At 60.0% G+C, this 21,238-nt stretch carries 19 protein-coding genes and 3 pseudogenes; 15 read left to right on the top strand and 7 right to left on the bottom strand.

Going from position 1 to position 21,238, the window contains the following annotated elements:
• Positions 1-111, top strand: a pseudogene (locus tag ACFX5Q_RS31755) (IS5/IS1182 family transposase); the annotation flags it as partial.
• 218 nt (positions 112-329) lie between these two features.
• Here ACFX5Q_RS31755 and ACFX5Q_RS31750 read toward each other — a convergent pair.
• On the bottom strand, positions 330-533 hold the full coding sequence (locus ACFX5Q_RS31750) for a hypothetical protein (protein WP_404284166.1): 204 nt from the start codon (positions 531-533) through the stop codon (positions 330-332).
• 300 nt (positions 534-833) lie between these two features.
• Here ACFX5Q_RS31750 and ACFX5Q_RS31745 point away from each other — a divergent pair, with 300 nt between their 5' ends.
• Positions 834-2,543 carry a hypothetical protein gene (locus ACFX5Q_RS31745; RefSeq protein ID WP_404284165.1) on the top strand — a complete coding sequence of 570 codons (1,710 nt, stop codon included), beginning with the start codon at positions 834-836 and terminating at the stop codon, positions 2,541-2,543.
• On the top strand, positions 2,447-3,046 hold the full coding sequence (locus ACFX5Q_RS31740) for a hypothetical protein (RefSeq protein ID WP_404284164.1): 600 nt from the start codon (positions 2,447-2,449) through the stop codon (positions 3,044-3,046). The genes ACFX5Q_RS31745 and ACFX5Q_RS31740 overlap by 97 nt, the downstream gene beginning before the upstream one ends.
• Here ACFX5Q_RS31740 and ACFX5Q_RS31735 read toward each other — a convergent pair.
• A protein-coding gene (locus ACFX5Q_RS31735; protein ID WP_404284162.1) for an IS630 family transposase occupies positions 3,043-3,986 on the bottom strand; the annotation gives its coding sequence in 2 pieces (ribosomal slippage) (positions 3,043-3,650 and positions 3,650-3,986; 945 coding nt in all). The two genes, ACFX5Q_RS31740 and ACFX5Q_RS31735, sit on opposite strands and share 4 nt — an antisense overlap.
• Positions 3,987-4,138: 152 nt before the next feature.
• Here ACFX5Q_RS31735 and ACFX5Q_RS31730 point away from each other — a divergent pair.
• Together ACFX5Q_RS31730 and ACFX5Q_RS31725 are read left to right on the top strand one after the other, a co-directional pair.
• Entirely contained in the window at positions 4,139-5,260 is a 1,122-nt protein-coding gene (locus ACFX5Q_RS31730) for a hypothetical protein (RefSeq protein WP_404284160.1), read from the top strand.
• 281 nt (positions 5,261-5,541) lie between these two features.
• Positions 5,542-6,240 carry a hypothetical protein gene (locus ACFX5Q_RS31725; RefSeq protein ID WP_404284159.1) on the top strand — a complete coding sequence of 233 codons (699 nt, stop codon included), beginning with the start codon at positions 5,542-5,544 and terminating at the stop codon, positions 6,238-6,240.
• Positions 6,241-6,498: 258 nt separating this feature from the next.
• Here ACFX5Q_RS31725 and ACFX5Q_RS31720 read toward each other — a convergent pair whose 3' ends face one another.
• From ACFX5Q_RS31720 to ACFX5Q_RS31700, 5 genes and pseudogenes are all read right to left on the bottom strand, one after another.
• Complete coding sequence (locus ACFX5Q_RS31720) at positions 6,499-7,347, bottom strand: hypothetical protein (protein WP_404284157.1); 849 nt, start codon at positions 7,345-7,347, stop codon at positions 6,499-6,501.
• Positions 7,348-7,496: 149 nt separating this feature from the next.
• Positions 7,497-7,796, bottom strand: a complete 300-nt coding sequence (locus tag ACFX5Q_RS31715; protein WP_404284155.1) for a DUF982 domain-containing protein — start codon at positions 7,794-7,796, stop codon at positions 7,497-7,499.
• Between the two features lie 510 nt (positions 7,797-8,306).
• Positions 8,307-9,417: pseudogene (locus tag ACFX5Q_RS31710) on the bottom strand (IS110 family transposase).
• Positions 9,418-9,519: 102 nt separating this feature from the next.
• Positions 9,520-9,644: pseudogene (locus ACFX5Q_RS31705) on the bottom strand (6-carboxytetrahydropterin synthase); the annotation flags it as partial.
• Between the two features lie 348 nt (positions 9,645-9,992).
• On the bottom strand, positions 9,993-11,054 hold the full coding sequence (locus ACFX5Q_RS31700; RefSeq protein ID WP_404284154.1) for a hemin-degrading factor: 1,062 nt from the start codon (positions 11,052-11,054) through the stop codon (positions 9,993-9,995).
• Positions 11,055-11,821: 767 nt separating this feature from the next.
• Between ACFX5Q_RS31700 and ACFX5Q_RS31695 the strand changes: the two genes are divergently transcribed.
• The 10 genes from ACFX5Q_RS31695 to nifA all read left to right on the top strand — a co-directional run bounded on the left by ACFX5Q_RS31695 (position 11,822) and on the right by nifA (position 21,088).
• A complete protein-coding gene (locus ACFX5Q_RS31695) occupies positions 11,822-12,142 on the top strand; it encodes a HesB/IscA family protein (protein WP_404284153.1) in 321 nt (106 codons plus the stop codon).
• Positions 12,143-12,168: 26 nt separating this feature from the next.
• Positions 12,169-12,540 carry an iron-sulfur cluster assembly scaffold protein gene (locus ACFX5Q_RS31690; protein ID WP_404284151.1) on the top strand — a complete coding sequence of 124 codons (372 nt, stop codon included), beginning with the start codon at positions 12,169-12,171 and terminating at the stop codon, positions 12,538-12,540.
• Entirely contained in the window at positions 12,537-13,751 is a 1,215-nt protein-coding gene (gene nifS, locus ACFX5Q_RS31685) for a cysteine desulfurase NifS (RefSeq protein WP_404284149.1), read from the top strand. Before ACFX5Q_RS31690 ends, nifS begins: the two co-directional genes overlap by 4 nt.
• Positions 13,748-14,995: a homocitrate synthase gene (gene nifV, locus ACFX5Q_RS31680; protein WP_404284147.1), complete on the top strand. Its 1,248-nt coding sequence runs from the start codon at positions 13,748-13,750 to the stop codon at positions 14,993-14,995. The genes nifS and nifV overlap by 4 nt, the downstream gene beginning before the upstream one ends.
• Positions 14,979-15,359 carry a nitrogenase stabilizing/protective protein NifW gene (nifW, locus tag ACFX5Q_RS31675; RefSeq protein WP_192178692.1) on the top strand — a complete coding sequence of 127 codons (381 nt, stop codon included), beginning with the start codon at positions 14,979-14,981 and terminating at the stop codon, positions 15,357-15,359. Before nifV ends, nifW begins: the two co-directional genes overlap by 17 nt.
• A 185-nt stretch (positions 15,360-15,544) precedes the next feature.
• Positions 15,545-16,396 (top strand): electron transfer flavoprotein subunit beta/FixA family protein, encoded by an 852-nt coding sequence (locus ACFX5Q_RS31670; protein WP_404284145.1) that lies wholly within the window; start codon positions 15,545-15,547, stop codon positions 16,394-16,396.
• A gap of 16 nt (positions 16,397-16,412) precedes the next feature.
• Positions 16,413-17,522 carry an electron transfer flavoprotein subunit alpha/FixB family protein gene (locus ACFX5Q_RS31665; protein WP_404284143.1) on the top strand — a complete coding sequence of 370 codons (1,110 nt, stop codon included), beginning with the start codon at positions 16,413-16,415 and terminating at the stop codon, positions 17,520-17,522.
• A gap of 11 nt (positions 17,523-17,533) precedes the next feature.
• Positions 17,534-18,841: an FAD-binding protein gene (locus ACFX5Q_RS31660; RefSeq protein WP_404284141.1), complete on the top strand. Its 1,308-nt coding sequence runs from the start codon at positions 17,534-17,536 to the stop codon at positions 18,839-18,841.
• A gap of 12 nt (positions 18,842-18,853) precedes the next feature.
• Positions 18,854-19,153, top strand: coding sequence for a ferredoxin family protein (locus ACFX5Q_RS31655; protein WP_123169547.1), 300 nt, complete (start codon positions 18,854-18,856; stop codon positions 19,151-19,153).
• A 183-nt stretch (positions 19,154-19,336) separates the two neighbouring features.
• Positions 19,337-21,088: a nif-specific transcriptional activator NifA gene (gene nifA / locus ACFX5Q_RS31650; protein ID WP_404284139.1), complete on the top strand. Its 1,752-nt coding sequence runs from the start codon at positions 19,337-19,339 to the stop codon at positions 21,086-21,088.
• Positions 21,089-21,238 lie beyond the last annotated feature (150 nt).

Genomic DNA, 21,238 nt, shown 5'->3' with positions numbered 1-21,238 from the left:
CGCCGGCTCGCCAAGGACTTCGAGGCGACCATCGCCAGCGCGGAGGCGTGGATCCTCATCGCCTCCATCCGCCTCATGCTTCGTCGCAGCGCAACTCCACGTCGTGCCTAACCGAGTTTCGAGTCAGGCTCTAAGGCAACCTCGGCGAAATGGTAGAGGAAAATAGCGCCTACCATACCGAGACGCAGGGTCTCATAGCTAACGTCCCGCGCCAGCTTGGCGTTATCCCCCGCAATAATGTGCTGCAACGAATCCTCGCTGTCGATGAATCCGCGAACAGATGGGAGGACCAACCGCTCCCAATGAACGTCAACCGCAAGGCCGCCCATCTACCTGTAATGTTCCACAATCGCTGCGTCATAATACAGGGCCCACTCTTTTGCATCGGCCCGCGCTTTGGCGATTTCTGCCTCTCTATCTCCATCGCCCCAATAATAGTAGCCGAGTGGGTTTTCCCGCTCTGTCACGGTTACGTGGATGTTGGTCTCTCCGTCGTGGATGCTGATGTGGATTACCTGCTCTTCCGCAGTCATCTATGGGTGCTCCCGTTCCAAACAGTGGTGGATGTGCCTCGCCTCCTTCGAAGCGCAGTATTAGAGCTTGCAGGTTATACTGCAGCACTTATCGTTGCGCCATGAGTGGCAATTTTGTCGATCTAGACCGGATTTCGTATCGTCTCGCGTGAGGAGGCGAAAACACCGGCGCTGCTATTCGCCCCCCGCTTCAGCGGCTCCTTAAGCTGGCCCGACCTCAAGAAACGAAAACGAGTAGTCCTTCTGGCAGAAGCCGGCAGTGGCAAAAGTTACGAGCTCAAAGCTCAGTGGCAGGCTGCGGTGAAATCTGACGAATTTGCCTGTTATGCCACGGTACAAGATCTCGGCCGAAGCGGCCTCGAGGACGCTCTTGGCGCGGATGATACTCGACGGTTCGAAACCTGGAAGGCGGCAGCTGGATCGATTTGCTGGTTTTTCATCGACTCCGTCGACGAAGCGAAAGATGAGGGTGTGCGATTCGAAACAGCCCTGCGTAAGTTCTCCAAAGCTATCGCGGGATTCGAGGACCGTGCCCGCGTGGTCATTTCCGGTCGCTTTACCGACTGGGATTTCATCGCGGATCGCCATTCGATGGATGAGTGGCTTTCGATCCCGCGCATGCCGCCGCCACCCGAACCCAGCTATCAAGATGAAATCCGCGCCACGCTCCAACACAAGGCGCCCGAGAAGCCGCCCGAGCACGAAGACGACGTGTCAGTCCTCTTAATGACCGGGCTCGATGAGGCACGCATTCGGCTCTTTGCCAAGAGCGCCGGCATTGGCGACCTCGATTCTTTCATGACAGCGCTCGACGACGGCAACCTTTGGCATTTTGCAAGCCGTCCACTCGATCTCGAATGGATGGTCGACTATTGGCACGATCATGGTCGGTTCGGGACACTTGCGGCGATGCTGGAGGCGAGCATCGATGCGCGGCTTGTAGACCCCAAGCCGGCGAGAAAACGAAACGACACACTTAGCACGGCAGAGGCCAAGAGTGCGCTCGAACGCATTGGGGCGGGTCTTCTTCTGTGCGGCAAGGATGCCTTACGCGTTCCTACTGAAAGCTTCAGCGCGACAAGTGCCGACAACGCACTGCCTCTCGACCGGCTTCTGCCAGATTGGCAATCCGACGCGATGATGCGGTTGCTTGGCAGACCGGTGTTCGACCCTGCTACCTTGGGGCGCGTGCGGCTGCATAACGACAACGAGGGAACGGTCCGGAGCTATTTTACCGGACGATGGCTTGCCGGCCGTCTTGCCGCCAATTGCCCTCCGCAGCAGATAGATGACCTGCTTTTCGCTGATCTCTACGGATATCAACTCGCTCGTCCCGACATGCTCGCCACAGCGGCATGGCTGTCAATATGGAACCCAAGAGTGGCGGAGAAGCTCATAGCGAGAAACCCGCTTGCACTCTTGACGCTTGGCGACCCTGGGGCATTGCCAGTTGCCACACGCAGCAAGGCAATCGAAGGTGCTCTTCAGGATGGCGAACATATCGACCGGCGAAACGTCTGGCTCGAGCAAGATTCACTTCTCCGACTGGCGCACCCGGCCTTTGATCCTTTGATCCCTACCTGGTGGACCCGATATGGAGGCGGTCGCGACGCACGTCACCTACTGCTAAGATTGATTTGGCTGGGCAAGCAGGCCGGCGGATTGGATATCGCTCGCACGCAGGCATTCGACACAGCGACCGACACAACATCACAACTCTTGGCGGGCAGAGCGCTGCTTGCGGTGGGAACAGCTGCAGATGCCGTCACGTATGCCGACTACATCGTCGATCAGGCGGGAGCATTGGCGCGGACGGTAGTGCTCGGCGCCCTTGATGTTCTCTTTCCAAAGTGGATTTCGGTCGAGCGTTTCTTTGGGTCATCGATGCAATTGGTGTCACCGACGAAGGGGGTATGCCGACGCTCTATCCGTTGGGGCAAAAGCTGGGCGAGGCGCTGCCGAGCGAGACCGATCTGTCAGCTTTCCTGGCTGCCGTTCTGCAGCGCATAGGCCCGATCAACGACGAACAGGAAGAGTCCGTCTTTGCCGGCGCATTCGCTTCGGCGGCTGTAACAGCGGCTGCACGCCTGTTACAGATGCATCCCGATAGCGTTCCAGATATTGTCGTCGATCTTGTCTTGCGACTGCATAACGATTCTTCATATCGCGGGCGCGATCAAGACGAACGAGAACTGGAACGGGCAATCTGCAGCACGCCTGGCCGGCGCCGCAAGTCATTTTGGCGTGCCGTGCATGTGCTTCGCGATCACCCTTGGATCAGGAACAACGACATCTCGATTGGGCATTTGGCGATGCTTGGGTGGCAAGGCCAATTGTCCCGTGATGACGTAAGCTGGTTGGCTGACGACGCAACAGGAAAGGCAGAAGAGCGTGACCGTCGGCTGGCGTTTAGTGCTCTCCACGCCATCTGGCGCGACCAGGGCCAAGATCCGACGGTAGCCGGAGCCTTAGAGAAGATTGGTAAGCAGGACTCTAGAGCACGTCCTGTTTAATCCGGTTCATATCCTGCGGCTTTGAAGTAGTTGGCACATTCGGCTGGGGTGAAGAGGTCGACGACCGCGCCGACCGTGTCCCACAGAGCCTTGATGGTTCTCTCGGCCTTTGCTCGCAGCAGCGCCTTGAGTTTGGCGAAGGCGTTCTCAATCGGATTGAAGTCGGGACTGTAGGGCGGCAGGTAGAGCAGACTCGCGCCTGCGGCCTCAATCGCGTCGCGCACGCCGGCGGCCTTGTGGGCGGGCAGGTTGTCCATGACGACTACGTCGCCCTCCGACAATGTCGGGATCAGCACCTGCTCGACATAGGCCAGGAACACGTTGCCGTTCATGGCGCCGTCGTAGACGAAGGGCGCAGTCATGCCCGTCAGCCGCAGCGCTCCGGTGAAGGTCGTGGTCTTCCAGTGGCCATGCGGCACGCCGGCCCGGCAGCGCTCGCCGCGCGGCGCTCTTCCACGCAGGCGGGCCATCTTTGTGGAGAGGCCGGTCTCATCGATGAACACGAGCTTCGCCGGATCGAGATCGAGCTGGCCGTCGAACCAGTCCCGGCGACGCTTCAGGATGTCGGGGCGATCCTGCTCCAGTGCGTGCGCGGACTTTTTTTGAATGTCCAGCCGTGGCCGCGAAGCCAGGCGCTCAAGGCGCTGCGGCTGATCCGCACCGAATGCTCGGCGACGAGCCGCTCCACCATCTCGTTCAGCGTGATATCCTTGCGCTCCTCGATCAGCCCGACGATGAAGGCTTCATGCGCATCGAGGCTGGAGGCGCGGCGGCGGCCCTGCGGGCGTGGCGCCAGTTCGCCGATCTTCGCCCGCGCAATCCAGCGGATCGCGCTGGACACTCCCACGCCGAACCGCGCCGCCGCTTGCCGCGCCGACATGCCCTCGTCCGAAGCCTTCAAGACCCGCGACCGAAGATCTCCGCTCAATGCTCTTCCCATCGTCCACCTCTCCATCGAGGTGGATGTTGAATCAGCACAAAACGCAGCTGTCACATCACAATCGATTCATCGATCACAGGACGTGCTGTAGCCTCGGAGAGCTCCTTGCGGCATGGCAATCGCCGCCGCCTGAGCCTCCCGAGCGTTTGGCTATGATGGAACGGCTCCGAGCAACGGAGGAAAAGTATAAGATCGCACGCGAAAAGCGAGACGGCAGTTGGATAAAATTCATCGAGGAACTGCGCTCGGACCCAACGATCTTGGACAGGCTTCATCCAACCACCGACACTACGGCTGACAGCCGGCTAGTTCATCTTTGGCAGTTTCTGTCCTCACGGATCCGAGGCCGATCTCGCTACGCGATCGACGATCTCTCGGCGGTCGAACCGATCTTTGGGACTGAAGTTACGGAGAAGTTTGCCACGGTATTGATCAATTTCGCCAACGCTTGGAAGCCCCTGCTGCCAAGCGAACGACCGCCTGAAGAGCAGCGGAAGATTTTTAGCTTCGAGACTATGGGCTTGGCAGGCATGGCGCTCGAAGCAGCGAAAACCTCAAATTGGGCGCTGTCGATCGATGACGACCGTGCTGAGAGAGCCGCGCGTTATGCCATCTTGGAATTGAACGGCTTCCCTGACTACCTGGTGCGACTCGCCGAGGCAAAACCCGCGATCGTGCGCAAGGTTCTTGTGGCCGAAGTGAATTCACAACTTGCGACAGGTGATCCGTCAGAACATGGGATTCTGGACCGCCTAGCCTATAGCGACGCCAAGCTTGCTCGATTGGTGGTGCCTGATCTTGAACACGCAATGTTCGACGAGGCGACCTTTCCGACGCCTCTGCTGCCCAAGGTATCGGATGGTCGACCTAAGCCATCGCCCACGCATGCGCTAAGAACGGTAATGGCATCGGCCGTTCTGGTTGACGACGAGACGTTTGGCAGCATGCAAGAATTAACTATCAACGCGCAGGCGTTCGAGTCGAGAATTGATCAGCCCAAGGGGGAGCGGGCGATCAATTTCTATGAAACCATGGTCGTTGACATTGCGCGGCTGAGTTATCTCACCAACCGCCTCTATGATTTTGGCCGGAGGAGAGCTGAGCGGGTATCTTATGTGCCACCTACCCGCGAACAGCTTGAAGGTGAACTCGGCCGCGATCTTCGTATCTATACGTCAGACAACGAGATCGCCGTGCGGATTCAGAAGGCAATGGATCAGGAATTTGGCAAGAGGCGAAACGGGCGCGATGTTCCGAATGGCACCGACGGGTGACCTTTCGCGACCAGAAGGATTTTCACCGAATAGCTCGCAGCCGCTGACGGCTCGCTTCTTGAGTTCAGCAAGTTCTGCAGGCGACAAGCGAGAAGATTTCAGCTTCTCCTCGATCTCGGCGAATTCATCGTGAAGGGCATTTTTCTCTTCCTGCAGAACGTGATTGTAGGCCATCGTCCCACCTCTCATTTGCATAGACGTAACATCGCAAAAGGTTTCAGCAAAATTACGGAATCGTACCATTTCGATGAAGGCGGACGCCGGAACGCAAGGAACTTCAAATGCTGTACGCATGGATCGATGGGGTCAAACGGCCGCCCCTCGCTAAGGGTGAGCACACGACATGCCCCGATTGCGGAGGCGTGCTGACTTCGGTCATCCCAGTCGAGAACGTCCCGCATTGGCGCCACAAGGCGGGAGACTGTGATCCTTGGAGTGAACCCGAGGGACAGTGGCATCTGGGCTGGAAAGATCAGTTCGATCTAAGATGCCGCGAAATCAACCTAATCGATTCTATGACAGGGGAGCATCACAGGGCCGACGTGATTTGCGGCGCGGGCACTGGGCGGGCCACCGTTTTGGAGTTACAGCATTCCTCAATTTCCGAGGAAGAGCGAGTTGCACGGGAGGCCTTCTATAAAAAGGCACATCGCATGTTCTGGCTCGTGCATGTCCACAACGAGTCAACCTTTGCAGGATATAGCTTTGGCTTCTCGCTAGATTTCAGCAAGCGTATTCAGGTTGTCGAAGGGCAGACTTATGCCATCATGCGGTGGATGGGCCGCAGCAAACAATTCATCGAGAAATGGAAGCGTGCGTCCGCGCACGTCTTCTTTGATTGGCAAGGCCATATTTTCTTCCTCGCTGGCGATGCCTTGGCGCGACGCCTGACAGGCGGTACGCCCCTTCAGAAAGGTGAATTCGCGCTCTGCGCGCTGACGCGTGAGCAGTTCATTCGCGCAGTCCATTGGGCTGACTGAGGGGGTCTCGCACACGACGGCCGCCACCGCTCAGTCAAGGTTTGACTAAATGCCCATAGGCCTCAACCACCATCGGTCTGCACGAAGTTCGCCTCGTGAACAGGGAGTAGCCGCGCTTCGCATCCCAATGTCGTCATCAACTCCAATCCGGAATTATCGGCGACTCTCGGCCAACTTTGCACCAGCCTTCGTTCTGGGATCGACTTTTGTTCGGCCCTTAGCTTCCGCAGCGGCAGCCAAGGTGGCACAATTCCGGGTCTAGGCAGCTCTGCGCAAGGCCTCCCCGTCAGCGTCCCGTTTGGCGCCTATTGTCTGTTGTGTAGCGCGTGGACCGAGCCAGGAACGAACTGCTGCCTCCTTGGCGATCAGATTGCCTAAGGCGCCAAACATCGTGCTGCTGATTGCCTGCTGCTGCGCGCGCAGGTGGTCCTCGAGCAGCTTATGACGAGAAATATAACCTGCGTTAACGCCCGGAATGGCATGGTTCATCAATAAACGCGCGTCGAACTCCGAGACACCGGCCGGCGTCGCCAGGGTCCGGAACGTCTGCCGCAAATCATTACCCCACTTGGCAAGGACGTCCCGGCGCTCCTTCTGTTCGGCCAAATGCCCGCTGTCACTATCCGCTGGGAATAGCCAGTCGTTGGCCTGGAGAGGATAGCAATGCCGGTTAAACCGGATCACTCGCACAAGGCATGAGATCATTTGGCGCGACAGCGGAATGTCGAATGCACGGTCTGCGCCGCCCTTAGGACGCGGAATGTGCAGGACCCGGCGGCGGAGGCTGAGATCCTTCGGCTTCGCCTCCATCAGGGCCGTGGGCCGGCATCCCGAGAGCAGGGAGAATAGATGGTACTCGCGGCGAATGGGATTGGTTAACGCCGCGACTTGCCGGAACCAATTTGGCAAGTCGCCCAGTCCCATCGCGCTGTTTCTACGTTCTTCCGAGTTCCAATCAACGACGCTAGCAGCTAGCCCTTCGCCGTCCTTATTGGCTCGATCCTCGGTCGCCCTGGTTGGCCCAAGCGCGAACGGCGTCGAGCGGGCACTGCATCCGGCATAGATGCCTATTTGATACCAATCGGCAACGCCGTGCACTTCCTTCACGCGATCCCTTTTCCTCCACCCAACTCCCGGCGCCAAAAACGCCTCTCGGCCAAGTTTGCCGGCGTCGATATAGATCGGACAGTCTGCCCGCCGCGGTTGCCCTGTTTCGCGGATTTTCGACCTGGTGCGGCACCGCTGATCGAATGAGCCTATACCGCTTCCGATTCACTGCCCGATTTAGTGGGTGAGATCCAAGGCATTACAGCAGCCGGGTCTTCCAGTATGCAAGCCCGCTTGGCGAAGCTGATGAACGCCTGACGGACCACGCTGACCGGCTTGTAGCCGTCGTGCGCATCGTAGCACGCTTTGAGTGCAGTCTTGTGGATCAAATCTCGACGGCTTTCGGGCCATTCTTCGAGAAAATCAATGGCGCCATCGATGCTGACAATTTCTCGCACAATGCAATTCCCGTCCTTGACGAAAACGGAGCTGAATGTGGTGGCGTTCATCAAATCCCTCGAATTTTTTGAACGGCTCAATTTCGTGAGAAGGCCGCTTCAGCAACCATCGCAGAACGTGATGTCATGCCGATGACGGTGGAAGCACGCTCGATGCTCATCCTCAGCCTTCGCGCCGTCACCGACTTCACCTGGAATGAGCCAAGCTCATCGCAAAGGGATGCCCGCTCCCACCATGACACTTTAGAAAACGACCCACACCACTCTCATGTTCGCCGTCTCAAGCTGCAGGGGTGAAAAATCGTTCGCTTGCTTTGGCAAGCGTTGTGGCGAAATGGCTGCCCTGGGCAAAGCAGGAGGCACGGTCATGAGACGACGGTTGATCATGCTCTGATACGCGGGTTGGTTACCGCAGGACCTGATGCGTCGCGGAGCTGCCTCGGTCTAGGATCCAGCGTCGGATGATCCGGCTGATAGTGGTGACGAGGGTTCTCCTGCCGTGACCGTGCGGCTCAAAACTGTTCGCTCCTCGGTCGATGCCTTTGGTTCATTGCCCGGCGATCAGTTCGTCGGCGCGGCACTTGAGGCCGCGATGGCCCCGACGAAGCCGGCCAGTTCGCGAGCGATCGCCGTAGTGACGGTGGTGGCCGGCTTGCCGGCTCTGGTGAGCTTGCGGTAACGGCCGCACAGTCGCATCTGAGCCTTCCATGCCGTATCGCGGATCGGCTTGGGCAGCCCCTCCTGTCGGAGCAATTGTTCACGGCTGACCCTTGCAGGGAACCTATAGCTCCAGGCAGCCTCGACCAGCATTCGCCGGGCGGTTCCGTTGCCTGCTTTCGTTACGCCGCCCTGACGCCTGGTTCCGCCGCTGGAATGTTCCGAGGGGACCAGACCGAGATAGGCCATGAGCCGCCGGGGCTTCTCAAAGCGCGTGATGTCGCCGAGTTCCGCGATCACGGTCGCGGCCGTCACAAGGGCCATTCCGCGAAGCGCTTGCAGGGCGTCGACCACCGGCGCCAACATCCAGTCCACGAGCATGGTCTCGATCTGTGCCGTCAACCGATCACGACGGGCCGTCGCGGCTTCGATCGTTGACATACAGTCTTCCAGGACGATGTGGTGGGCGGGCTGCTCGAATCGTAGCCCAGCCAGCCAGCGGCGATGCATCTGCGTCCAGGCGGGGACGATTGTAGTGGAATCCGTGACGCAACAGAAATCCGGAGAGCTGCTGGCGGGCCTGCCGCAAGCTACGAACCGCCGCCAGGCGTGCGCGAACCAGATCGCGCATTGCCTCATGGGCAAGGTCGGGAATCCATACGGGCGTCAGTTCGCCGGCCCGATGCAGCTTCGCCAGATTGATGGCGTCCCGACGGTCCGTCTTGATCCGATCTCCCGGCTTGCGAGGGATCAGCGACGGCGCGACCACCACACAGTCCTGCCCCGCCGCGGTCAGTTGCCGCTGAATGCCGTAGCCGCACGGTCCGGCCTCGTAGCAGAACCGCAGCACCGCTCCCGGCTGGGAGAGCTTGCTCAAAAGGCGCGTCAATGCCGCAGGCGTATTCGATATTTGCCCGTGTTCGCGAACCTCTCCGCGCCTGTCTCCAACTGCCAGAGCGACCGAAATCGTCTCTTTGTGAACATCCAAACCGACGTAGGTGATATGCTCGTCCATGGCCCGTCTCCTATGCATGAGGCTCGGCGCCGGGATATCCAGCGCAACCCTCGATAACCTGCATACTGTGAGACGGGTCGCCCTACCTCAGGCGAACATGTGGTCTAGACAAAGTTCCACACGGTATGAGTGGCCGTGCGCCCGACGGCAGCGATGGGTTTCGGGTACCCGCGAAAACATTACGCTGCCTCGAATGTGAAGGCCCGTGTTCCAGCGTGGGTGGGCAAGGCGACGGCGGCCGCGGTATTCGCCTCGCGTTCAGGCCCGTCCATCGGCCGGAATAATGGCCTTCAAAAAGCTCGGGCGCTCCATGCTTGTCCTCGGGCTATCCGCTCGACAGTCTTGGAGGCAAATCGCAGCTTCGTCGCTCCACGAAGGGAAGCAAGAACATCGCGAAGCATCTCTGACGCGGTCCATGCACAAACTGCAGTCGAAGGCACATCAACCGTGTCAAGCATCGCGGCTGTCCAGCAATCGCCATCAATTGACGACAAACCCGCCACAGGTGCCAGCAGAACGCCGAGCATCGGGGCGAGCACCGAGCGGAAATGAAAGCAATACGCATTAGTCTTACCTCACGCGGCGGACGGGTTGGGAATGCGCGGCAGATTCTCGACCAGGAAGCGCCAGTCGCCGCGCTCGCGTTGGCCTTCCTGGCGCATGCCGAAGAACTGGATGATCATCTTGCCGTCGGCACCATAGGCTTCGAGTGACGTGATGTGGCCGTCCCTGGTCGGCTTGCGCACGGCCCAGACCTCGCGGATGTGGTGGGTCCTGAGATGCAGGTGGAAGGTCTCGTCGAGGACATTGATCCTGGACCCGATCGGCTTGATCGACTTGATTGGGCCGGAATGGATCTGGATGCAGCCACGATTGCCGACAAAGCACATGATCGGCATCTCGCCATCGGCCGCGTGTTCGAACATGGCGCCAACGGCATCGTTGTCGAGCAGCCAGGCGTAATCCTGGCCGACCATGCGCATCGCCTGGCAGCGGCTGAGCTCCAGCGTCTTCAACATGCCGAAGAACTGATGCACGTCCGTCAGCCGGCTCCAGTGCTCGCGCAGGTCCTCGACCGTGGCGGCTTGGTCCGGAACCTCTGCGTCATCGTCGGCTCCGCTCGCCTGAGCCGATACGATCGGCTCCTGGTTTGAGGATTCGAGTTCCGCCACCAGCTTCTGGTAAGCATCGAGGTTTGAGGCGGGCCTGAGATGCACCCTGTGCACCGCCTCGCCGGTGGCATCGAAGAACTGCAGGCTGCGGCGGATGTTGCCGCCATCGCGCTTGTCGACAGCGAAGCCATAAGCCCACACTTCCGGGAAGATACGCAGGTCGATGTCATCGCCGAGCACCATCGCATGCTGGTTGCCGGTGACCACCTTGTCGTAGACGCCGATCTTCTCGTGCACAGCGCTTTCATTGCGGGTCAGCGCCATCACTTCACCGACCGCTCCGAGGCCGGTCAGCAGATCATTGACGCGGGGCTCGATGCGCACCGCGCCAAAACCGCAATGCGCCGCAACCAGTTCCGCTTCCGAAATGCCCAACTGGGCGGCGAGATCGCGCTCGCGTATATTCGGCATGTCTTCCTGCGCCCGCCGGATTTCGGCCGGCGAGCGTTTCACGCGCTGGTCCATGTCATCCACCTGCCTGCCTTCTGTCTGCACACTTGCGCGTCACTGATCCGCCCGCCTGTTGAAGATCCGCTGCCCTGCCTGTTGATCTTCCGCCTACAGAGAGCCGTAATGTTCGACCCCCGATCGCGTGCTCGCCGAGGAACGGGGTGTTGCTGGAGAGTGTGCGCATCGCCGTCGGCATCCCCTTGAAACCGGACGTGCTGCTTGACGGCGAAACGCAATGACACTGACCGGCAAATGCCGGTCGAATCCCATCTCAAGTCGGTTAATGGCCATCAGGGGGTGGTGAGCGATTGTGGGTGTCAACGCCAATCGGCCGATGGGGCAATCGGATTGCGCGGGCAGTACTGCTTTGCCATAGAAAGCGCAACTGACCCAGATCTGACATGTTGCTTTCCTTCCTTCGTTCCATCCCTCGCGAGGAGGAAGCCCACGAGACGATTATCGGCCGGCGGGGGTTGTTGCCGCCTCGCCAAAGGGAGCTTCAAAAGTCGTGCCAATTGCGCCGAAGCAAGCTCAGAAAAATCTTCTGTATGCTATTCAACGGTTTACGTCAGAGTGGAGCAGGAACTCAGGCCGAGCAGTCCCATGTCGCGGACTCGACAAACCCGACAGTAGGTGTCGGCTGCCCGACGTCTTCCCAACAATGGCGCACAAAGATTCATCGCAGTGTTAGAGAGATCGCGCTGTTTTGAAACGGTTTTTTTCCATTGGCACGGTCCATGCGGGGTGATCCGCAAACCGTAACCGAATGGGGAAATCGAACCATGATTACGCTCACCGACGACGCCGTTGCCGCCGTCAAGACCGCTCTCTCCCGCGCCAGCGAGCCGGCGCAAGGCTTTCGCATCATGGTCCAGGCCGGCGGCTGCGCCGGCTTCAAATACATAATGGGCCTGGAGAGCGTCTCGCGCGAGGGCGACGCGATCATCGAGACGGACGGGGTCAAACTGTTCGTGGATGCAGGCTCTCAACCCCATGTCGCCGGCACGACCGTCGATTTCGTCACCAGACTCGAATCCTCCGGCTTTGTCTTCGACAACCCCAACGCGCGGGGAAAGTGCGACTGCGGCAAGTCCTTCAGTTGAGCGCCCCAGATATCAAGAAGGCCAAGTTGGACTATAGCGACAAGGTCAAGGAATACTCCTTCACGCCGAAGAATGCCGGCGTTCTGGAAACGGCCAATGCAGTCTGTGCGGTCGGCGCGATCGCCTGCGGCAATGCGCTTAAAATGATCAGCACCGATCCGGTGACGGAAACGTTCAAAGTAGAGTTCCAGACCTTCAGCCGCGGCGACGCTGCAGCAAATTTGACTGATCGAAGACGCTGGCGCGTGCATTGTGAATGTCGGCGGCGACCGGGTCTACGTGAAACCGTCGGCGTCTGGCAGGGCGCCTGCGTCACCAGCAACGGCATGCGCCGGAGGCTCAATGCAACTGGCCTGGCGCTTCGCATCGTCCGGCCAACTGAGGATTCGCACGCATGAGGACTGTCTATCTTGACAACAACGCGACGACACGGGTCGATCCGGAGGTCGTTAAAGCGATGTTGCCGTTCTTTACGGATCAGTTCGGCAACCCTTCGTCGACGCACGGTCTTGGCGCCTCAGTTGGTGCAGCGGTGAGAAAGGCGCGACAGCAGTTGCAAGCGCTGATCGGCGCGGAATTCGACGATGAGATCACCTTCACCTCGGGCGGGACGGAAAGCGACAATGCAGCGATTCTTTCGGCGCTCGAGAACATGCCTAATCGAACAGAGATCGTGACTTCCGCCGTCGAGCATCCGGCCGTGCTGGCGCTCTGCGCGCATCTTGAGAAGACGCGCGGCGTTAAGGTGCACAGGATTCCAGTGGATCGGCATGGCCGGCTCGACCTCGACGCCTACAGGGCTGCCCTCACCCCACATGTGGCAATCGTCTCAATCATGTGGGCGAACAACGAGACCGGTACGATCTTCCCCGTGGCCCAGCTTGCTGAGTTGGCCAAGGAAGTTGGCGCCCTTTTCCATACCGATGCCGTGCAGGCGGTTGGCAAGCTTCCGATGGACCTAAAATCGACCGCAATCGACATGCTGTCGCTCTCCGGCCACAAGCTGCATGGCCCGAAAGGGATCGGAGCACTTTATGTAAAGCGTGGCGTGCGCTTCTGCTCGCTGATCAAGGGGGGGCACCAAGAGTACGACCGGCGTGCCGGCACCGAGAACACGCCCGGCATAGTCGGGCTCGGCATGGCGGCAGAACTCGCCTCGAAGTTCATGAACGACGAGACCACACGGGTAAAGTGGCTCCGCGACCGCCTTGAGAACGGGGTTCTCCAGCGCATCCCGAACACCTTCGTCATTGGCGATCCGCTGGAGAGGTTGCCGAACACCGCAAACATCGCCTTCGAATATATCCAAGGCGATGCAATCCCAACTCTCCTCAGCCGCGTGGGCATCGCCTGTTCGGCCGGCTCAGCCTGTAGCTCCGGCTGCCTTGAGCCGAGCCATGTCTTGAGGGCGATGAAAATGCCACATGGGGTAGTCCGCTTTTCCTTTGCGCGCGACAACGGCGAAGCGGATGTCGACCGGGTGCTCGAGGTCATGCCCGCAATCGTGGACAGGCTGCGTGACGTTCGCAATTCTGGGCCCGGCACGCTAAGTACCGAAGACCTTCAATCGAATCTATGCCCGGGCGCCGGAACCGGTAGTCGCTCATGAACCGTCGGGTCTTTCTCAACGATACGACGTTGCGCGATGGCGAGCAGGCACCCGGCGTCGCCTTTACCACTGCGGAAAAGCTGGAGCTCGCAGAGTCTCTTGCCGCAGCCGGCGTCCCAGAGATCGAGATCGGCACCCCGGCCATGGGCGGCGACGAGATCGAAACAATTCGCGCCGTGGTCGCGAGGCGTCTGCCGGTTCGGCTCACCGCCTGGTGCCGGATGAGATCGCAGGATCTCGAAGCGGCAATCGAGAGCGGCGTCACAGCCGTCAATCTGTCGCTACCTGCGTCGGACATTCAACTCGCCGCCAAGCTCGGCCTCGATCAGACGGCAGCGCTCCAGATCATCGAGCATATGGTCGGCTGCGCAGCCGCCCGCGGCCTTTTCGTTGCCGTGGGCTGCGAGGATGCCTCGCGCGCCGATCGGGATCATCTCGCGCGCGTCATCGAGACGGCCGCGCGCGCCGGCGCAAGCCGCGTCAGGCTGGCTGACACGGTCGGCGTTCTCGATCCCTTTTCGACCTTTGAAATTGTCGCCCGGGTCGCGGCGCAGTCTCCCATCGACCTCGAATTTCATGGCCACAACGATCTCGGCCTTGCTACCGCCAACACGCTGGCCGCCATCCGCGCCGGTGCGCGCCATGCCTCCGTCACCGTCCTCGGGCTCGGCGAGCGCGCCGGCAATGCCGCGCTGGAAGAAGTAGCCACCGCGATGACCGTCCTCGACGGCGCAGATACCGGCATCGATCTGAGCGCATTGCCCGACCTCGCGGCCCATGTGGCGCGGGCCGCCCGCCGGCCGACAGCAGCCATCAAGCCGGTCGTCGGCGCCGATGTTTTCACCCACGAATCCGGCATCCACGTCGCAGGGCTGCTGAAGGACTCGCGTAGCTATCAGGGGCTCGATCCGGCTCTCGTGGGCCGCTGCCGGCGTATCGTCATCGGCAAGCATTCCGGCGCCACGGCAATTGCCCATGTGCTGAGCGAAAACGGCCGCGATCTCGACCCGGATCTGGCAGCCGCTATGGTGGCCCGCGCCCGCCGCAAGGCGGCCGAGACCAAATCGACCGTCACTGCAAGTCAATTGGCCGAGCTCTACGATAAAATGATCAGCGAGGCATGCCTCGCTGGTTCAGCCCATTTCATTCCTCCAACCGCGGATTGCGCGCAGGTCAGCCCTGCGACGAACGCACCGACCGCACAGTTTTCCGACCAGGGAGAATGCAATGAATTGTTCCGCTGACAGCCGCCCCATCGATGTCACTGACATCCTCGCACGACTGAAGGGCCTGTCGGCTGCGGAGGAATTCTTCGCAGTCCTCGGCGTCTCCTATGACCCGAAGGTGCTGAATGTCTCACGGCTCCATATCATGAAGCGCGTGGGCCAATACCTTGCCGAAGAAGATTTCTCCGGTCTGCCCGACCAGGTAATCGCCGCGCGGGTGCGCGCCACGCTGGAACGCGCCTACGAAGACTTCGCGATTTCCTCGCCGCTCACGCACCGGGTCTTCAAGGTGCTCAAAGACCACGATCCGAACAAACCTGCCACGACGGACCGCAACTTCGTCCCGTTCGACTCCGTCCTGAAGCGGTTCGGAAAGGAATGAGCGCGACACGGTTGCGACGCGACAATGTCGAGAAGCCGACAAATCCGGTCATTACGACGGCGCCCTCAGAAGCAACCAACCGAATTTCTAGGAATAGGGGCACGCAAAACAGTTGGCACGAATGATGCAACCAAGAAGATGAACCGCCAAGCCCGCATCCGGATGGGAGCCTGGAGAAACCGCCAATGCACATCGTAATCTGCATCAAGCAGGTGCCGGACTCGGCACAGATACGGGTCCATCCGGTGACGAACACGATCATGCGCCAGGGTGTGCCGACCATCATCAACCCTTACGACCTGTTCGCCCTCGAAGAAGCACTCAGACTGCGCGACGCCTATGGCGGCGAGGTCACCGTGCTCACTATGGGTCCGCCCATGGCAGAGGACGCGCTGCGCAAGGCGCTCGGTTACGGCGCCGACCGCGCAGTGCTCTTGACCGACCGCTATTTTGCCGGCTCCGACACGCTGGCGACTTCCTTCGCTCTTTCTCAGGCAATCGCGAAGGTTGGCGAGACATTCGGCGCGCCAGACATCGTCTTCACCGGGAAGCAGACGATCGATGGCGACACCGCCCAGGTCGGGCCCGGCATAGCCAAGCGCCTTAATCTCATGCAACTCACCTATGTCGCGAAGATTGCCTCTATTGATCTCGCTGCTCGCGAGATCAAGGTCGAGCGCCGCTCCGAAGGCGGCACGCAGATGCTGCAGAGCAGGCTACCTTGCCTCATCACCATGCTGGAAGGCACAAACGAGATCCGCCGGGGCTCGATCGAGGACGCCCTGTGCGCCGCGCGCAGTAAGGTCTTGAAGTGGAGTGCGGCGGACGCCGGCATTGGGGACCTCACCAGATGCGGCCTGCGCGGCTCGCCGACGGTCGTCAAGCGCGTTTTCGCTCCTGCTGCGCGGGCGGAAAAGGCGGTGCAAATAGACACCGCGGAGAAGACATTGCGCGACATTGCTGACGAAGTCATCGCCGCAATCTTCACCCACCAGCCGGCGCTGGAACATGAGCTCGCCTTCAACAGCGGCGCATGAGGACCAGGAGCAGACAATGTCGACCGTGAACCGAGAAACCCCTCGCCCTGCCGCCGGCCGTGCCGGCATAAAGAAGGAACTGCCCGACCATTTCAAGGACTACCGGCACGTCTGGGTGTTCATCGAGCTCGAACGCGGCCAGGTCCATTCGGTATCATTCGAGCTGCTCGGCGAAGGCCGCAAGCTGGCCGACAAGCTTGAGGTCCAGCTTGCTGGCGTCGTGCTCGGCCCGCCTGGAGAGGCCATCGGGAACGCCATTGCCGAAGCCTTCGCTTATGGCGCCGACCTTGTCTACATCGTCGAGGCGCCACTGCTCGCCGACTATCGGAACGAGCCTTACACCAAGGCGATGACGGATCTGGTCGCTACCCACAAACCCGAGATCCTTCTTCTCGGTGCGACCACACTCGGCAGGGATCTTGCTGGCTCCGTGGCGACGACTTTGCAGACAGGGCTCACGGCCGACTGCACCGAACTCGATGTGGATACCGACGGTTCGCTCGCCGCGACCCGTCCGACTTTCGGCGGTTCCTTGTTATGCACGATCTATACGCTCAACTATCGGCCGCAGATGGCGACAGTGCGACCGAGGGTCATGCCCATGCCGCAGCGGGCGGATAAGCCGGTCGGGCGTGTCATCCAGCACAAGCTGTCGATAACCGAGGACGAGATCGTCACCAAAGTCCTCGGTTTCCTGCCGGATAGCCAGTCGGCAACGGCCAATCTCGCCTATGCCGACGTCGTGGTCGCGGGAGGTCTCGGTCTTGGGGCGGCGGAAAACTTGCAGCTTGTGAAGAACCTCGCGCGAGCGCTCGGCGCCGAATATGGCTGTTCTCGCCCGATGGTCCAGAAGGGCTGGGTGTCCGCTGATCGGCAGATCGGCCAAACTGGCAAGACCATCCGGCCGAAGCTTTACATAGCGGCGGGGATTTCCGGTGCGATCCAGCACCGGGTTGGCGTCGAGGGGGCCGATCTCATCGTGGCCATCAACGCCGACCCGAACGCGCCGATTTTCGATTTCGCCCACCTCGGGATCGTCACCGATGCGATCCGCTTCCTGCCCGCGCTGACGGAAGCCTTCACCCGGCGGCTGTCGCCGCACAATCGCGATAAACTTGCGAGCTAAGGGGAATGGACATGATCGAGGAAAAATTCGACGCCATTGTCATCGGAGCCGGCATGTCCGGGAACGCAGCTGCTTACACCATGGCAAGCCACGGGCTGAAGGTGCTGCAGTTGGAGCGCGGTGAATATCCGGGCTCCAAGAATGTCCAGGGTGCCATCATGTACGCGAACATGCTGGAGGAGATCATCCCGGATTTCCGGGATGACGCACCTCTCGAGCGGCATTTGGTTGAACAGCGGCTTTGGGTGATGGACGATACATCCCACACCGGGATTCACTATCGGTCGGACGACTTCAATGAGGCGAAGCCCAACCGTTATACGATCATCCGTGCCCAGTTCGACAAATGGTTTTCGCGCAAGGCGCGCGAGGCCGGCGCGACGGTTCTGTGCGAGACGACCGTGACGGAACTCGTCCGTGATGCCAAGGACAGGGTGGTCGGCGTCCGCACAGACCGAGCCGGCGGAGCGATCTTCGCGGACGTGGTCGTGCTCGCAGAAGGCGTGTCCGGACTGCTTGGCACGCGGGCCGGCCTGCGCGAGATTCCGAAGCCGGGAACCGTGGCGCTCGCCGTCAAGGAAATGCATTTCCTGCCCGAAGAGGTCATTGAGCAGCGGTTCGGCCTCAAGGGCGATGAAGGTTGCGTAATCGAGGCGGTGGGCACCACCTCCCGCGGCATGGCCGGGCTCGGTTTCCTCTACACCAACAAGGAGTCGATCTCACTGGGCATCGGCTGCCTCGTCTCCGATTTCGCCGCGATGATGGAGAGCCCTTACGTCCTGCTCGATGCCTTAAAAAACCATCCTTCGATCCGGCCGCTGATCGCTGGCGCGGAGGTGAAAGAATATGCCGCGCATCTCATTCCCGAAGGCGGCTACAAGGCGATTCCGCAGCTCTTCGGCGATGGTTGGGTCGTGGTCGGCGATGCCGCGCAATTGAACAACGCCGTTCACCGCGAGGGTTCGAACCTCGCCATGACCTCCGGCCGCATCGCGGCTGAGGCAATCGTCAAGGTCAAGAACCGCAACGGTCCTATGACCAAACGCAACCTCGCTCTCTACAAAGCCATGCTGGACAAGTCCTTCGTGGTCAAAGACTTGAGGAAATACAAAGACATGCCGGCCCTGCTCCACACCAATTCCTGCAATTTCTTCACCACGTATCCCCGGTTGATGTCGCAAGCCGCGCAGAACTTCATGCGTGTCGATGGCACGCCGAAGATCGAGAAGGAAAAGGCGACCACGGCCGCCTTCATCAAGGCGCGCTCGCGTTGGGGGCTGGTGAGCGACGCGGTCCGCCTGGCATTCGCGTGGCGCTGAGGGGGAGACGAGATGACGATCGCAGTGACGAAGTCACGTGTCGAGGACAAGCTTTACCAGAACCGCTACCTGGTCGATCCTGGCCGTCCGCATATCAAAGTGCGACCGCACGAGAGGCCAAGCGCGAACTTGCTCGCGCTGACCCACGTTTGCCCGGCGAAATGCTATGAGTTGAACGACAAGGGTCAAGTGGAGATCACCCCCGACGGCTGCATGGAGTGCGGCACCTGCCGGATATTGTGCGAGACCAGTGGCGAGATCGAGTGGGACTATCCACGCGGCGGCTTCGGTGTCCTGTTCAAGTTCGGATGACCGGCGCACGTATCGTTTCAAGAGCGTGGATCGTACTGGACCTGAAGTTTCGGCACGTCAGCCGCTGCTAGAATGACCTCTCACATTAGAAAGAAGCTAGTGAATAGTGTGGGTTTCGGAATTCGAATACAAAACGGCGCTTGGGAGGAGCACACCCTGGACGACAACCCCTGAGGTGTTTGCATGGCTCACGTACTGCGAAATCGGGTCGATGAAGGAGGATCTCTTAACATCCTGCCTGAACCACGGATCAACTCCAATCATGAAACGGATATCTCGCTCAGGGGAATCTACGAGATATCGAAGATCCTGACCGCCCCCACCCGGCTTGAGATCACGATTGCGAATGTCGTGAATACCCTCTCCTCATTTGTGCAAATGCGTCATGGAGCAATCGTCGTCCTGGACGCTAAAGTGGAGCCGGAGATTGCCGCATCCGCCGGCAGCGCCCACCCACCTCAATCAGGAATTGGCCGCGTCATACCGCAAGCCGCGATAGACCAGATCGTCGCTACGGGGGCGCCGCTCGTCATACCGGATGTTAGCAAGTCCGACCTATTTCAGGCTGACCTTCAACCATCTTCGAGCGGCGGCACCGTCCCAATTGCCTTCATCGGTATCCCGGTAAAGGCTGAACACGAGATCATTGGGACATTGTCGATCGACCGTGTCGGTGATGGCGAGACCAGCTCCCCCTGCGACGAGGATGTACGCTTCCTAACCATGGTCGCCAACCTTGTCGGCCGCACCATTCGTCTCCATCACATCCTGAGCATGGATCGTCAGCGGTTCATCGAGGACCAACGCAGACCGCAGAAATGGCTCGACCAGGAGAGGACCGACCCAGCCCGGCATCGGCATGTCAAAATCGACGGGATCATCGGAGAAAGTCCCACACTCAAGCAGGTGCTCGAAACCGTAAGGGTCGTGGCAAGGACTAATTCCACCGTGCTTCTGCGGGGCGAAAGCGGCACCGGCAAGGAATTCTTTGCCCAGGCAATCCATAAGCTTTCACCTCGGGGCAAGAAGGCGTTCGTCAAATTGAACTGCGCCGCACTGTCTGAAAGCGTTCTGGAATCGGAGCTGTTTGGACACGAAAAGGGCGCCTTCACCGGGGCTATCTCCCAGCGCGCCGGCCGATTCGAATTGGCAAATGGCGGAACACTGCTACTTGATGAAATCGGCGAGATTTCGCCTGCCTTTCAAGCCAAGCTGTTGCGCGTCCTGCAGGAAGGCGAACTGGAGCGAGTGGGCGGCACGAGAACGCTTCAGGTCGATGTCCGGCTCATATGCGCCACCAACAAGGATCTCGAGACGGCCGTCGTAAATGGGGAGTTCAGGGCCGACCTATATTACCGCATCAATGTTGTGCCAATTATCCTGCCCCCGCTCAGAGAGCGAGCCGGCGATATTCCACGCCTTGCGAACGCCTTCCTCGACCGATTCAACAAGGAGAACCATCGCGAGCTCGCCTTCGCGCCATCGGCGCTTGATCTGATCTCGCAATGCTATTTCCCTGGCAATGTCCGCGAGCTGGAAAACTGCGTGCAAAGGACGGCTACGCTTGCGCGTTCGAGGACGATCACTCCATCGGATTTCGCCTGCAAGAACAGCCAATGCCTTTCGTCGCTCCTTTGGAAAGGAGCCGACCGTTCGCATGGCGGCAATGCCATCGACGAGCTCTCCCAGCGCGACCCGATGCAGGTTCGGCGCATCGGTGCCCCGAAAGGCGAGGTATCGCCCGTCAAGGTCGTCTACCCGAACGATCCCGCTTGCCCCGCAATGGGCCCGCATCTGACGGAACGCGACCGCCTGACCGACGCGATGGAGAAGGCCGGCTGGGTTCAAGCCAAGGCGGCTCGTATCCTCGGCCTCACGCCGCGGCAGGTCGGCTACGCTCTGCGCCGGCATGGTATCGAGGTGAAGAAATTCTAGGCGTCCTGATGATGTCAAACGTCAGGCCGGAGTAGTCTTCCTCACATTCTGCGCGCCCAAGACGCGGTGCCCTTCGCGACCGGTTTGCTTGTCCACTGTCGGAAGCCGGACAAAATTGTGCCGGAGCAAACCGACAGAATCCGACACGGA

This window comes from Mesorhizobium sp. IMUNJ 23033, from assembly GCF_044778005.1.
Taxonomy (GTDB): Bacteria; Pseudomonadota; Alphaproteobacteria; order Rhizobiales; family Rhizobiaceae; genus Mesorhizobium; species Mesorhizobium amorphae_A.
The sequence above is the reverse complement of the archived record's forward strand: the minus strand, read 5'-3'. Positions and strand labels throughout refer to the sequence as shown.